The organism is Rhodopseudomonas boonkerdii, assembly GCF_021184025.1.
GTDB lineage: Bacteria > Pseudomonadota > Alphaproteobacteria > Rhizobiales > Xanthobacteraceae > Tardiphaga > Tardiphaga boonkerdii.
The window spans coordinates 1,054,366-1,067,552 of sequence record NZ_CP036537.1 but is presented as its reverse complement, the minus strand read 5'-3'; the positions used below and the strand labels follow the sequence as shown (position 1 = coordinate 1,067,552).

General features: G+C 62.1%; 12 protein-coding genes. 7 read left to right on the top strand and 5 right to left on the bottom strand.

The window, feature by feature from the left end; genetic code table 11:
• The first annotated feature begins 81 nt into the window (after positions 1-81).
• The gene (locus E0H22_RS04935; protein ID WP_233024537.1) at positions 82-726 is read left to right on the top strand and encodes a YidB family protein; all 645 of its coding nucleotides are present in this window, start codon (positions 82-84) and stop codon (positions 724-726) included.
• A 23-nt stretch (positions 727-749) separates the two neighbouring features.
• Positions 750-1,019, top strand: coding sequence for a GlsB/YeaQ/YmgE family stress response membrane protein (locus E0H22_RS04930; RefSeq protein ID WP_233024536.1), 270 nt, complete (start codon positions 750-752; stop codon positions 1,017-1,019).
• A 43-nt stretch (positions 1,020-1,062) separates the two neighbouring features.
• On the opposite strand, the gene E0H22_RS04925 is transcribed toward E0H22_RS04930, so the two are convergent.
• On the bottom strand, positions 1,063-1,857 hold the full coding sequence (locus E0H22_RS04925) for an SDR family NAD(P)-dependent oxidoreductase (protein ID WP_233024535.1): 795 nt from the start codon (positions 1,855-1,857) through the stop codon (positions 1,063-1,065).
• Positions 1,858-2,100: 243 nt separating this feature from the next.
• Here E0H22_RS04925 and E0H22_RS04920 point away from each other — a divergent pair, with 243 nt between their 5' ends.
• The 3 genes from E0H22_RS04920 (at position 2,101) to E0H22_RS04910 (ending at position 5,272) form a co-directional block, all read left to right on the top strand.
• A complete protein-coding gene (locus E0H22_RS04920; RefSeq protein ID WP_233024534.1) occupies positions 2,101-3,153 on the top strand; it encodes an acyl-CoA dehydrogenase family protein in 1,053 nt (350 codons plus the stop codon).
• Between the two features lie 17 nt (positions 3,154-3,170).
• Complete coding sequence (locus tag E0H22_RS04915; RefSeq protein WP_233024533.1) at positions 3,171-4,331, top strand: acyl-CoA dehydrogenase family protein; 1,161 nt, start codon at positions 3,171-3,173, stop codon at positions 4,329-4,331.
• Between the two features lie 137 nt (positions 4,332-4,468).
• On the top strand, positions 4,469-5,272 hold the full coding sequence (locus tag E0H22_RS04910; RefSeq protein ID WP_233024532.1) for an enoyl-CoA hydratase/isomerase family protein: 804 nt from the start codon (positions 4,469-4,471) through the stop codon (positions 5,270-5,272).
• A gap of 208 nt (positions 5,273-5,480) precedes the next feature.
• Here E0H22_RS04910 and E0H22_RS04905 read toward each other — a convergent pair whose 3' ends face one another.
• The 4 genes from E0H22_RS04905 to E0H22_RS04890 form a co-directional block, all read right to left on the bottom strand.
• Positions 5,481-7,610 carry an acetate--CoA ligase family protein gene (locus tag E0H22_RS04905; protein WP_233024531.1) on the bottom strand — a complete coding sequence of 710 codons (2,130 nt, stop codon included), beginning with the start codon at positions 7,608-7,610 and terminating at the stop codon, positions 5,481-5,483.
• A gap of 109 nt (positions 7,611-7,719) precedes the next feature.
• Complete coding sequence (locus E0H22_RS04900; protein WP_430715214.1) at positions 7,720-8,487, bottom strand: VOC family protein; 768 nt, start codon at positions 8,485-8,487, stop codon at positions 7,720-7,722.
• Complete coding sequence (locus E0H22_RS04895) at positions 8,484-9,272, bottom strand: enoyl-CoA hydratase (protein WP_233024530.1); 789 nt, start codon at positions 9,270-9,272, stop codon at positions 8,484-8,486. Before E0H22_RS04895 ends, E0H22_RS04900 begins: the two co-directional genes overlap by 4 nt.
• A 136-nt stretch (positions 9,273-9,408) precedes the next feature.
• Positions 9,409-10,620 (bottom strand): ABC transporter substrate-binding protein, encoded by a 1,212-nt coding sequence (locus E0H22_RS04890; RefSeq protein ID WP_233024529.1) that lies wholly within the window; start codon positions 10,618-10,620, stop codon positions 9,409-9,411.
• Between the two features lie 255 nt (positions 10,621-10,875).
• Between E0H22_RS04890 and E0H22_RS04885 the strand changes: the two genes are divergently transcribed.
• Positions 10,876-11,607, top strand: a complete 732-nt coding sequence (locus tag E0H22_RS04885; protein WP_233024528.1) for a thermonuclease family protein — start codon at positions 10,876-10,878, stop codon at positions 11,605-11,607.
• Positions 11,573-13,132, top strand: a complete 1,560-nt coding sequence (locus E0H22_RS04880; protein ID WP_233024527.1) for a M48 family metalloprotease — start codon at positions 11,573-11,575, stop codon at positions 13,130-13,132. The genes E0H22_RS04885 and E0H22_RS04880 overlap by 35 nt, the downstream gene beginning before the upstream one ends.
• Positions 13,133-13,187 lie beyond the last annotated feature (55 nt).

The following is a 13,187-nucleotide window of genomic DNA, read 5'->3' as shown; positions in this document are numbered from 1 at the left end:
TACCTGTGGAACCGACTGGACTTGTCCGCGTCATATCGCGAAGCTATCTTTTTCCATGGGCTGGCTTGACAGGAGACGACGATGGGTTTGCTCGACATTCTAAATGGCATGGCGAACGGGCCGCGCGGCCCCAGCGATCCCAATGACAAGAGCGGCGGCATGTCGCCACTCACCATGGCGATCCTCGCGCTGCTAGCCTACAAAGGCTACAAACATATCGCCGGGGGCCAGCAACAGCCGGCACCGCAAGGGCAGCCGCAGCAAGTACCGGCACCGACCCAGGCCAGCGTCAATGATAGCGGCGGTCTCGGCGGGTTGCTCGGTGGTCTTCTGGGCGGCAACGCCGGAGCCTCACAGGGTGGCGCGACCGGTGGCGGAGGTCTCAGCGACCTGCTGCGTGGCCCGCTCGGCGGGCTGCTTGGCGGCGCAGCAGCCGGCACAGTGCTCAGCGGCGGTCTCAGCGATCTCGTGAAACGCCTGCAGGAGAGCGGTCAAGGCGATGCAGCGGACTCCTGGGTTCAGCCAGGGCCGAACAAGCAGATCTCACCGGGCGATCTCGGCGCCGCACTCGGTGCAGACAGTATCGCGCAGCTCACCGCACGTACTGGCATGTCGCGCGAACAACTGCTTTCCGAACTTAGTAGCGAACTTCCCGGTGCGGTGGATGCATTTACACCACATGGCCGGCTACCGACCGAGGACGAAGCCTCGTCCCACTGGGTCTAATTTATACTGAGAGGGGGACTGCAATGCTCTGGATCATTCTTGTCGGCTTCGTCGCGGGTATTCTCGCACGCATCATATCCCCGGGCCCGAATAATCCCTCGGGCTTTATCCTGACGACGCTGCTCGGGATTGCCGGCGCGTTCCTGGCCACTTTCATCGGTCAGCAGATCGGCCATTACGGCCCGAACCAGGGCGCCGGCTTCATCACCGCCACGATCGGCGCACTGGTGGTGCTGTTCATCTGGAACAGGCTGGTCGTCCGTGGATCGATTCCGGATCCCGGCCAGCGTTGAAGACCGAATGAAAAGCCCCGGTCGTCTCGACCGGGGCTTTTTTTTATGCCCGCACAGTCAACAGATGCATGCCGGCATCCATGCGCACCAGTTCTCCGGTCATATGGCTGGATGGCGGCGTGGCGAGGAAGTAAATGAGTTGCGCAATATCCTCGGCCGTTGAAGCCGCCTGAAGCGGTACGCGGGCTATGACCGCCTCGCGTACCTTGGCGGCCGCATCCGCCCCGCGCCCCTTGGTAAACCACGGCGTATCGATATAGCCGGGGCAAACCGTGTTGATGCGGATCAGCGGTGCCAATGCGCGCGCCAGTGACAGCGTGATCGAGTTCAGCGCACCCTTGCTGGCCGCATAGGCAACCGATGAACCCGCGCCCGACAAGCCAGCTATCGACGATACATTCACTACCGCCGCCGCACGACCGGAAGCCTTTGCACTGCTTTCAAGCAGGAGCCGCGCCGCACGTATCATCTGATAGGGCCCGATGGTGTTGACGCCATAGATCCACTGGAAGTCTTCCGCCGAAAGCCCGTCGAGATCGTCGTGTGCGACATGTTTGGTGACGCCCGCATTGTTCACCAGAGCATCGATGCGCCCCCATGGCTCGGCAGCAGCAACAATCTTCTTGCAGTCCTCGTCTTTCGAGACATCGCCCTGCACGACCACGACCTCGGCGGCTCCCAGCTGGCGGCATTGCTCGGCAGTCGCCTCTGCCTCCTTCGCGCTCGACGAATAGTTGATTACGAGGCGTGCCCCATCCTTCGCGAGGATGGCCGCCGTTGCAGCGCCGAGCCCCGACGCCGATCCCGTAATCACTGCACACAAACCATCCGCAGACATCAGCATTTCCTCTGTTTCTATTGTTCAGGCTGAGTGATCTAACACGGCCGCCTTGCGCTGGTATACAACCCCAATCATTCGCTGCGCGGAATAAGCGTGCATCATGTCGCCACCGCAGACCACAATGCAGGTGCGCCGCTTGCATCGCGCCGGCTTTTCCGCATCATGCCCGCAACAAGAGTGGCAGCATCCCATGCCCGGCATTCCCTGCCGAATGAGATGCGCTATCAGACGGGGAACGCCTTGACCGAACCAGACAATATTGTCGCTGAAACCGCTGAGAGGATTTTCGCCGATCTCGCGGACGCACAGACCATCAATCACGACAAGTCAGGCGCCTGGAAGGCGCCGCTCTGGCAAGCGCTCACCGAATCCGGTCTGCCTCTGTCCTGGGTACCTGAAGAGTGCGACGGCTCCGGTACCAGCATGGCTGAAGGATTCAGCGTGCTCGGTGTTGCCGGCCGCGCCGGCGTCAGCGTTCCGCTCGCCGAAACCATGCTTGCCGGCTGGCTGCTGACCCAAGGCAAGATCAAGTCACCCGAAGGCATGATGACCGTGGCACCGGCAGGTCCGCGCGATCGCCTCACGCTCAATGCCGATGGCACCATTTCCGGCCGCGCCCGCGCTATTCCCTTCGCCAAGGAAGCAAAGCACATCGCTGTCATCGCCGGCGGCTCGATCGCACTGGTCGATGCTGGCGCTTGCAAGATCGATGCAGGCCTCAGCCTCGCCGGCGATCATTCCGACACCGTGCATTTCGACAAGGTGAAGCCCGTCGCGACCGCGAAGGCGCCCGACGGCGTCGATGAAAAAGCCCTGCTGCTGATGGGCGCCCTCGCGCGCAGCTTGCAGATCGCCGGCGCGCTGGAATCCATGCTCGGCATCAGCGTGCAATATTCAGGCGAGCGCGTCGCCTTCGAGAAGAAGATTTCGAAATTCCAGGCCGTGCAGCACAATCTCGCAAAGCTGGCTGGCGAGACATCTGCCGCACTCGCCGCGGCGAGCTCAGCTGCCGACGCCTTCTCGCACGGCGCTCCGATCGACGACGCGCTCTTCCTCGAAGCCGCAGCAGCCAAGATTCGCTGCTCCGAAGCAGCCGAGAAAGGCGCGGCCATCGCCCATCAGGTGCATGGCGCCATCGGCTTCACGCAGGAGCATATCCTGCATCGCTACACCCTGCGTGCTCTCGCCTGGCGCGACGATTTCGGCAGCGAGAGCTACTGGGCCGTCGAACTCGGCAGGCTCGTCGCCAAACGCGGCGCTGACGAGCTGTGGCCGCTGGTTGCATCGCGCTGACGACGGAAACAAACATCATGACCGCAGCCCTTCGTTTCGATCCGATCCGCCTGCCGCCCGAATGCGAACAGCTCCGCAAGGAAGTCCGCGCCTTTCTCGCCGATGAAATCGCCGCCGGCACTTTTGATCCGCACCGCCCGGTGCAGGAAGACGCCGATAACCGCGAATTCTCCCGCCGTGTCGGCGAGAAGGGCTGGCTCGGCATGACATGGCCCAAGAAATACGGCGGTCATGAGCGCAGCTTCCTTGAGCGCTACGTCGTCACTGAAGAAATGCGCGTCGCAAACGCGCCGGTGCGCCGCTTCTTCGTGGCCGACCGCCAGAGCGGCCCGGTGCTGCTGAAATATGCGCCCGAACACATCAAGATGGACATTCTGCCGCGCATCTGCCGCGGCGAGATCTGCTTCTCCATCGGCATGAGCGAGCCGAATTCCGGCTCCGATCTGTTCGCCGCCAAGACCAAGGCGACCAAGACCGACGGCGGCTTTCTGATCAATGGCAGCAAGATCTGGACGACCTCGGCACATATCGCCGACTACATGATCGCGATTTTCCGCACCTCACCGCCGACCAAGGAAAATCGTCGCCACGGCCTCACCCAGTTCCTGGTCAACATGAAGGCACCGGGCATCAAGGTGAACCCCATCGACCAGATCACCGGCCAACAGGAATTCAACGAGGTCGTCTTCACCGACGCCTTCATCCCGGACGATCACGTGCTCGGCGAGATTGACGGCGCGTGGAAACAGGCCACCTCCGAACTCGCTTACGAGCGGTCCGGCCCCGAGCGTTTCCTCGAAACCTATTACACGCTGACCGAACTGGTCCGCGCGATCGGCTCGGATCCGGATACACGCAGCGCCGAAGGCATCGGCCGGCTGGTTGCGCAGCTTCACACGATGCGCCGCATGTCGGTGTCGGTGGCCGGCATGCTGCAGGCCGGCAAAGAACCGGTGGTGGAAGCCTCCATCGTCAAGGACATCGGCACCGTCTGGGAGCAGCAGCTCCCGCATCGCGTGCGCGACCTCGCCGCCTTCGTCGATGAGAGCGCCTCCAACCATGCGACGCTGGAGGAGATGCTCGATTTCGCCATCAAGACGGCCCCGAAACTCACCATCCAGGGCGGCACCACCGAAGTCCTGCGCGGCATCATCGCGCGGGGGCTGGGGCTGCGGTGACACGACCTCGTCGTTCCGGGGGCGCACGTATCTTGCGTGCGAACCCGGCACCTCGAAGTAGCTAAAACACATCCAGATTCCGGGTTAGCGACCGTCAAGTGGCGCTCGCGCCCCGGAATGCCGACGAGGACCAGGACATGACCAGCTACAAAGACATCGCCATCGAGACCAGAGGCCACATCGCGATCATCGAGATTCGCAAGCCGCCGCTGAACTTCTTCGACATCCTGCTGATCCAGCAGATCGCCAACGCGCTCGACGAGATCGACGCCAACCCAGAGCTGCGCGCCACGGTGCTGTGCGCGCAGGGCAAGGCGTTCTGCGCCGGCGCGGATTTCAGCGATCCCAACCGCAAGGAAACCGTCGCCGATGCGTCTGGCGATCCGGCCGACAATCTCGGCTCTATCGGGCATCTCTATATGGAAGCCGTGCGCATCTTCCGCGCCAAGAAACCCATTGTCGCCGCAGTGCATGGCGCAGCCATTGGTGGCGGCCTTGGCCTCGCAGTGTCTGCCGACTTCCGTGTCGCCTGCCCGGAAACCCGCTTCGCCGCAAACTTTACCCGCCTCGGCTTCCACCCCGGCTTTGGCCTCACGGTGTCGCTGACCGAACTGATCGGCAAGAACAATGCCGAGCTGATGTTCTACACATCGCGCCGCGTCGGCGGCGAGGAAGCGCTGAAGATGGGCCTCGCCAATGTGCTGGTGCCCCAGGATCAGGTCCGCGACACCGCCATCAAGCTGGCGGAAGAAATCGCAGAGAACTCGCCCCTCGGCCTGCTCTCCACCCGCGCCACCATGCGCAACGGCCTGGCCGATCGCGTTGCCAAGGCGACCGAACACGAGCTGGCGGAACAGACACGTCTACGCAAGACCGAAGACTTCAAGGAGGGCGTGAAGGCCACAGCCGAACGTCGCGTACCGAACTTCAAGGGGCGCTAAGTCCCCGCCGGGTTTGTTTTGCAAACCTCACTGCGAAATGGCCGGGCTTGCCCGGCCATTTTTATTTTCACTCCGCCCCTCATGGTAAGGAGCGCGCTCTTCGGCGCGTCTTGAACCATGAGCTGACTCGAATCGGACTCTGCAGCCATCCTTCGAGACGCGGCCTATGGCCACTCCTCAGGACGAGGGCGGAGTGTACGGAAGCCCATTAAATCTTCCGCACCACCAACGCATCGACGATCGTCACACCTTCTCCCGCTGGATGTACCAGCACGGGATTGAGCTCGATCTCCGCCACCTCGCCCTTGAGCTGCGCAGCCAGTTCCGAGACTTGCGTAATCAGTGTCGACGCAGCCAACACATCCGCTTTCGCCGCCCCACGAAACCCGTTCAGCAACGGCGCCCCCTTCAAGGCATTCAGCATCTCCTTTGCCTCTTGCCCACTCACTGGCGCAGGGCGATAGACGACATCCTTGAACAGCTCCGTCGTCACGCCGCCGAGACCGACCATCACCATGGGCCCGAATGTCTTGTCGAGCAGCGTGCCGACGATGATCTCAACGCCTTTCTTTGCCATCGGTGAGACCAGAACACCCTGCAAGGCCGCTTCGGGCCTGTGCTTCTGCGCGCTTGCTATCAACGCGTCATAGGCGGCAGCCGCTTCCTCCTTGGTCGCGATGTTGACCTTGACGCCGCCGACCTCACTCTTGTGCGGGATATCGCGCGACTGGATCTTCATCACCAGCGGGAAGCCAATCTTGGCGAGCGCAGCGTCAAGTCCAGATTTGTCGACGACAAGAATCTCATCCGGCAACGTAACGCCCGCCACATGCAGCAAGGTCTTGCTGTCATGCTCGGACAAAGTCGATGCCGTGAGGTGCTTGGCAAGATCGGCTGGCATTTGCCTGGCCATCACGACGGCCTCGACCGGCTTGAAGCGCGCATGATCGACCAGCCGTCTCAAGGCCACACTCACATGCGTGAGCCCCGACAGGACAACGACGCCGGATTCAGCCAGTCCCGTCCGGGCAAAATTCGACGGCAGCGTATAGGACCAGAACACGATTGGCTTGTTCTGTGCCGCGATCACCGGCTTCAGCTCCAGCGTCTTGAACGGCATTCGCGTTTCGCTGGACAGCGAGATGACCACCAGGATCGCATCCACCTCGTCCGATCTGTCGAGCAGTTCGATGGTCTTCTGCAGCCCGCCGCTATGCACGGCCTGCGCCGTGATATCGATGGGATTGCGCGGCGAGCCGTAGGACGGGATCAGGCCGCGGATCGCCGCTTGTAAGCCGTCCGACAGTTCCGGGACCTGAAGCCCTTGCGCCGATATCGCATCGGCGCCCCAGATGCCTGCACCGCCCGAGACCGTCACGACAGCCACCCGCTCGCCCTTCGGCAACGGAGTCGTTGTTAGCACGGCAGCGATGCTTACCGCCTCGTCCAGATCGTTGGAAACGATGAAACCATGGCGCGCGAAGATGGCATCATAGGCTGTCGTCCAGCCCACCATACTCGCCGTGTGCGACGCTGCCGCGCGCTCACCCGCGCCGGAGCGACCGACTTTGGTGACAATGACCGGCTTGCCGATCTCCGCCGCTTTCCTTGCGGCAGCCAGGAATTGATCGACATCGCGAATGCCCTCGATGAACAGCAGGATCACATCGGTCCCAGGGTCCTGCACCATATAGTCGAGGAATTCTCCGGCGCCCAGATCGGACTCGTTGCCGGTCGAGATCACCGTGCTCAGCGCGATACCCAGCGCCTTGGCGCGATTATAAATCGCAAAGCCGATGCCGCCGGACTGCGCGACAATGCCGATCCGCTTTGTGGTTGCGACGAGACGCGGCTGGTCGGGCTTCACGTCAACGGTCGGACTGAAGGTTGCGGCGATACCGGCGATCTGGTTGTAATAGCCCTCGGCATTCGGCCCAGAGATCCGCATGCCTGTGCGCTTCGCAAGTGCCGCGATCGCTTCCTGCATGGCGACGGAATCGCCGCCCTCCTCGGCAAAGCCCGAGGAAATGACGATCGCATGCTTGACGCCGAGTCCCGCGCAATCTTCCAGTGCGCCAAGCACTGCGCGCGCGGGAATGATGACGATCGCCAGGTCGACCGGCTGTCGAATCGCATCCAGCGATGGATAGCATGTCAACCCATCGATATCGGGATAGTTCGGATTGACGGGATGGATCGCGCCCGCAAATTTATTCTTACGCAGAAAGGCCAACAGGAGACCGGGGATCTTGGTGGCATCGCGCGAAGCGCCAATGATGGCAATGCTGGACGGGTTAAAGAACGAGTCCAGCGGATGCGGCGGACCTGATACACTCATGGCGCTTCCCGTTTCTTGTTGTTGTCATCGCGTTTCCGAACGAAGCGGCTTCCGGCTCGTATTAAAGACACGCGTCAGAGCAAACGGGATCGTGCCGCGGCAACGCTGATCAGGCAACGACCCGGAATGTGACCCCACCCAGCAGAAATGCATCACCGGCCAACGGGCATCCGCGCGCCTTCGCTTTGCCCAGCACCTGCGCCACATCATTGACGCGAAAGGTCAGTCCGGTCATCGCTTCGGCGTTGCCTTTGGCAAAACGCAAGCAACCATTCGGAAAGGCGATCTGCGGATCGTTCCCTTTCGACGAGGTCAGCGGGACACCGATCAGATTGCTCCAGTGCTGCGCCAGGTCGTAGTGGTCCGGGCTCTGCAGCTCGACTTCGAGCAATGCGCGCGTCACATCGTGGCGGATCGATTCCTGCCAGTTTGGTCCGGCCGGTGGATAGATATCGAAATCGTCATCGCTGCCCGCGGTATGATTGAATTCGATAAAGGCGGCCCGACAATCGCGCGGATGCAGCTGCACGCCGTGATAGGGTGGATGATCAATCACATTGGCGGTGCGAACACCGATGCTGGCGGCAAAGCGCCCGCGCTCGTCCGGATCCTCGCAGGACAGGATCACCATATAGCCACCGCGTCCGCCGGACTTTTCCAGGAAACGTCCGGCCGCGGTCCCCGGCTGTGTCGGCGCTACGACTTCGAGTAGCGTGGCATCGACGGGCATCAGCGCATTTTCAAGCCCGTATTTCTCGACATGCGGATCGCGATAGCAGACATCGAGACCGAGAATAGCCGTGATGTCGCTGATCACAGGCTCCAAATGCGAAGCGACCAGACAGACTTGCCGCAACCGCACCTGGCTCATGATCATTGCCCCTTGAAGACTGGCTTGCGCTTCTCGACGAAGGCCTTGGCGGCTTCCTTGTGATCCTCGGTGTCGCCGCAGCGGGTATGGTGTATCGACTCGCCGTCGAAGCAGGCTTCCAGCGTCATCGTCTCGGCGTTGTTGATGTTGGTCTTGATATAGCCGTAAGTGATGCTCGGCCCACGCGCGAGCGACATCGCGAGGTCACGCGCCGCCGTTTCCACTTCGGCGTCATCGACCACCTTGGTGACCATGCCGAGTGCCAGCGCCTCCTGTGCCGTGAGCACCGGCGACATCAGATAGAGTTCGCGCGCCTTGGCGCTGCCGAGCATCTTGGTCAGGAAATAGGTGCCGCCATAATCGCCGGAGAAACCGACCTTGGCGAATGCCGTGGTGATCTTCACCGAGGACGAGGCAACGCGGAGATCGCAGGACAGCGCGATCGAAAGACCCGCGCCCGCAGCGGCACCATCGAGCTGCGCCACCACCGGCTTCGCCATTGTGTGCAGGATACGCGAGACCTCCATGCCTTTGCGCAGATTGACGCGTTTGGCCTCGAACGGAAGCGGCGCGCGCCCCGCCGCCATCGACTTGACATCGCCACCGACGCAGAACGTGCCGCCGGCGCCCTTGATGAGCACCGCCCGCACCTCGTGATCCTCCTGGGCGCGGCGCGCGGCCGCGACCAGCCCTTCGGTCATTTCCGGATTGAGCGCGTTGCGCCGATCCGGACGGTTCATGGTGATGGTGAGAAGACCGTTGTCGAGGTCCTGCAGGACGATGTCGCTCATTGCATTTTCCTTTTCTTTTTCTTCGTCATCTCATCCCCGCCCTCATGGTGAGGAGGCTCCCTTGGGGCCGTCTCGAACCATGGCCGCATATCCTTCGACACGTCGCTGCAAGGCCCTTCCGGATGAGGGCGGAGTATTACTTCTTCACCAGCGGGCAACGCGATTCCGACAGCGGCTGGAATGCCTGATCGGCCGGAACGGTGGCAGAGAGCTTGTAATAGTCCCAACGTCCCTTTGATTCCGACGGCTTCTTCACCTCGAACAGATAGAAGTCATGAACCATGCGGCCGTCCTCGCGGATCTTGCCGTTCTTGGCGAACATGTCGTTGATAGGGGTTTCCTTCATCAGCTTCATGACCGCCGCAGAATCGGTCGTACCGGCCGCTTTCACCGCCTTGAGATAATGCAACACGGACGAATAGACGCCGGCCTGGGCCGAGGTCGGCACACGGCCTTTATTGCGTTCCTGGAAACGTTTAGTGAAAGCGCGGGTCTCGTCGTTGAGATCCCAGTAGAAAGCTTCCGCGAGAATCAGGCCCTGCGCGGTGTCGAGACCGACGCTGTCGATGTCCGAGATGAAGGCCAGCAGCGGCGACAGCTTCTGACCACCGCTCTTGGTGAGACCGAATTCGGCCGCTTGCTTGATGGCGGTGATGGTGTCGCCGCCGGCATTGGCGAGACCGACGACCTTGGCCTTGGACGATTGCGCCTGCAGCAGGAAGGATGAGAAATCCGCGGTATTCAGCGGATGTTTGACGCTGCCCAGTACCTTGCCGCCCGCCTTGGTCACGACAGCGGTTGTATCCTTTTCCAGATCCTGACCGAATGCATAGTCGGCCGACAGGAAGAACCAGCTGTCGAGACCGTTCCTGACGGTAGCGAGGCCGGTCACGTTGGCTTGGGCGTAAGTATCGAACACATAGTGCACGGTGTAGGGACCGCAGGCTTCGTTGCTGAGGCGGATCGAGCCTGGACCGTTGAAAATGATGATCTTGTTGCGCGCCCGCGCAATCTCGCTCGCAGCCAGGGCAGTGGCCGATGCCGCCACGTCGATGATCGCCTCGACGCCTTGATTGTCGAGCATATCGCGCGCGATATTCGCCGAGAGATCGGCCTTGTTGAGATGATCCGCGGCGACGATCTCGATCTTGCGACCCAGCACCTCGCCGCCGAAATCTTCCGCCGCCATTTTGGCCGCCGTTTCGCTGCCCGGTCCGGTGATGTCGGCATAGAGGCCGGACATATCGAGGATCGCGCCAAGCTTGAGCGGCTTGTTCTGCGCCATCGCTCCCGATGTCGCGGCCAGAATCATGGTCGATGCGAGCAGGCCAGAAAGCAGCGTCTTCACGTAGTCCCTCCCTCGCCGCGCATTGGGCACGGCATTTGTTGTTGCCGCGATCATGCAACAAGGGAACCACAGCGGCAAGCCGCTGCGCGACGCACCCCGTTGCGAGAATTATTCGAAAGAAACAAAGTTTCCGCCAAGCGGAATGGACACGATCGATCGCGCCGACATAGAGTTGCGTATCAATCGGCAGGGCGGCCAATGCGTGTCACAGCCCACGGGCATGCGGGACGATGTGCGGCGATGGTGACGTCACCCATGGTCGGCGTCCTCGTGTCCACGACCATCGCATGCGCATCCGCCTGTTCGTTCGAGCCGCAAGGCACGGGACGAATCGCAGACGTAATCGATATCCGCACACTGCGCATGGCCGATGGCGTTGAAATCCGGCTGGCGGGTATCGAGCCCGCCATTGACGAGTCTTCCAGCGCGGCACTCACCGCCCTGATCCCCGATGGCGACGTCGCCTTCCATGGCGACAGCGACACTCCGGATCGTTATGGCCGGCAGTCCGCGTTCATCTTCGTCGAGACCGACGGGCCGCCGCTGCAGGTCCGGCTGTTGCTCGCCGGCGCCGCCTTCGCCTCCGGCACGGTTCCCGATCATGCCTGCGCCATGGAACTTGCCGCGGCCGAGGCCGCTGCCCGGCGTGCCAAAACGGGAATATGGTCGCGCAGTGGCGTCATCAAAAAGGCCGTAATTCCCGGCGATATTCTGGCCCAGTTGGGGCGTTTTGTCGTGGTCGAGGGACACGTTTTGTCTGTCCGGGAAGCCGGAAACACGACTTATCTCAATTTCGGCCGTCGCTGGACACGGGACTTTGCCGTGTCTATTTCAAGGCGCATGATGACTGCTTTCGCAGGGGCAGGAATCACGATCAAGTCCCTTGAAAGACGACGAATTCGTGTGCGTGGATGGGTCGAGAGCCGCGGCGGGCCGCGGATCGAGGCCCGCCATGTGGGGCAGATCGAGGTGGTCGGGGACCAGTAGGACCGCCAGGCAGGACGTAAACGTGACGGGTGTGGGACGGCAAACCAGCTTCAGCCGCCGCCTTTGGGCTGCGCCGGTGGTGCTATGCGTGACCCTCGCGCTTTCGGGCTGCGGCGACGCGAGCCGTTTCGAAGCAGCCTCTGCCGCCGTGAAGCCACCGGCGCCCGCCAGGCCACCGAAACCTGCTGTCGTCCAGACCCCCGCTGCAGAAAAAGAGCACGAACGCATCCTCGCCTCCTATGGCGGCTCCTATGACGATCCACGACTTGAAGCCCTGATCTCCAGGACCGTGGACCGCCTGGTCGCCGTCTCCGAACGGCCCGACCTCGCCTACAAGGTCACCATCCTGAATTCCGGCGCCGTGAATGCCTTTGCGCTGCCGACCGGCCAGCTCTATGTGACGCGCGGTCTGATCGCACTCGCCAGCGACACGTCGGAGCTTGCCTCCGTGCTGTCGCATGAAATGGCGCACGTCCTCGCCAAGCACGCCTCGATCCGCGAGGAGCAGGCGCGACAGGCTGCGGTCGTCACCCGCGTCGTCTCCGACATGGGCACCAACGATCCCGATCTCACTGCGCTGGCGCTCGCCAAATCGAAACTCACCATGGCAAGCTTCTCGCGTGCGCAGGAATTCGAGGCCGATGGCATCGGCGTCGGCATCTCCGCCCGCGCCCATTTCGATCCGTTCGGCGCCTCACGTTTCCTCTCGGCGATGGAGCGCAACGCCGCGCTGAAAGCCAGCCGCACACCGCTGGACCCGCGGGCTCAGGACTTCCTGTCCTCGCACCCCGCAACGCCGGAACGCGTCCAGAACGCGCAGGCCAATGCCCGGCAGTATGCCTCGCCCTCGGGCGGCAGCGGCGAGCGCGACCGCGACACCTATCTCGCCGCCATCGACGGCATCGTCTATGGCGAAGATCCGAGCGAAGGCTTTGTGCGTGGCCGACGCTTCCTGCATCCGAAACTAGGCTTCACCTTCCAGGCGCCGGACGCTTTTACACTCGACAACACCGCACAGGCGGTGATCGGCGTGCGCGAAGGCGGCAACCAGGCCATGCGTTTCGACGTGGTGCGTGTGCCATCCGAGCAATCGCTCAGCGACTATCTCAATTCCGGCTGGATGGAGAATGTCGACAAGGCGACGACCGAGGAAGTCACCATCAACGGCTTTCCTGCAGCGACGGCGCTCGCTCGTGGCGACCAGTGGCAGTTTCGCGTCTATGCGCTGCGCTTCGGCAGCGACGTCTATCGCTTCATCTTCGCCACCAAGCAGAAGACCAATGAGAGCGAGCGCAACGCCCGCGAGACCGTCAACTCGTTCCGACGCCTGACTCTGGCGGAAATCCAGGCCGCACGGCCGCTGCGCATTAAAGTAATCAATGTCCAGCCCGGCGACACCGTGGAATCGCTGTCGCATCGCATGAGCGGCGTCGATCGTCCACTGGAGCGTTTTCGCGTGATGAACGGGCTCGAAGCTAATGCGCAGGTGAAAGCGCGTGATCGTGTGAAGATCGTGGTGGACTGACGCTCAACCTCCTTATGTCATCACCCGCGAAAGCGGGTGATCCAGTAATGTCGAG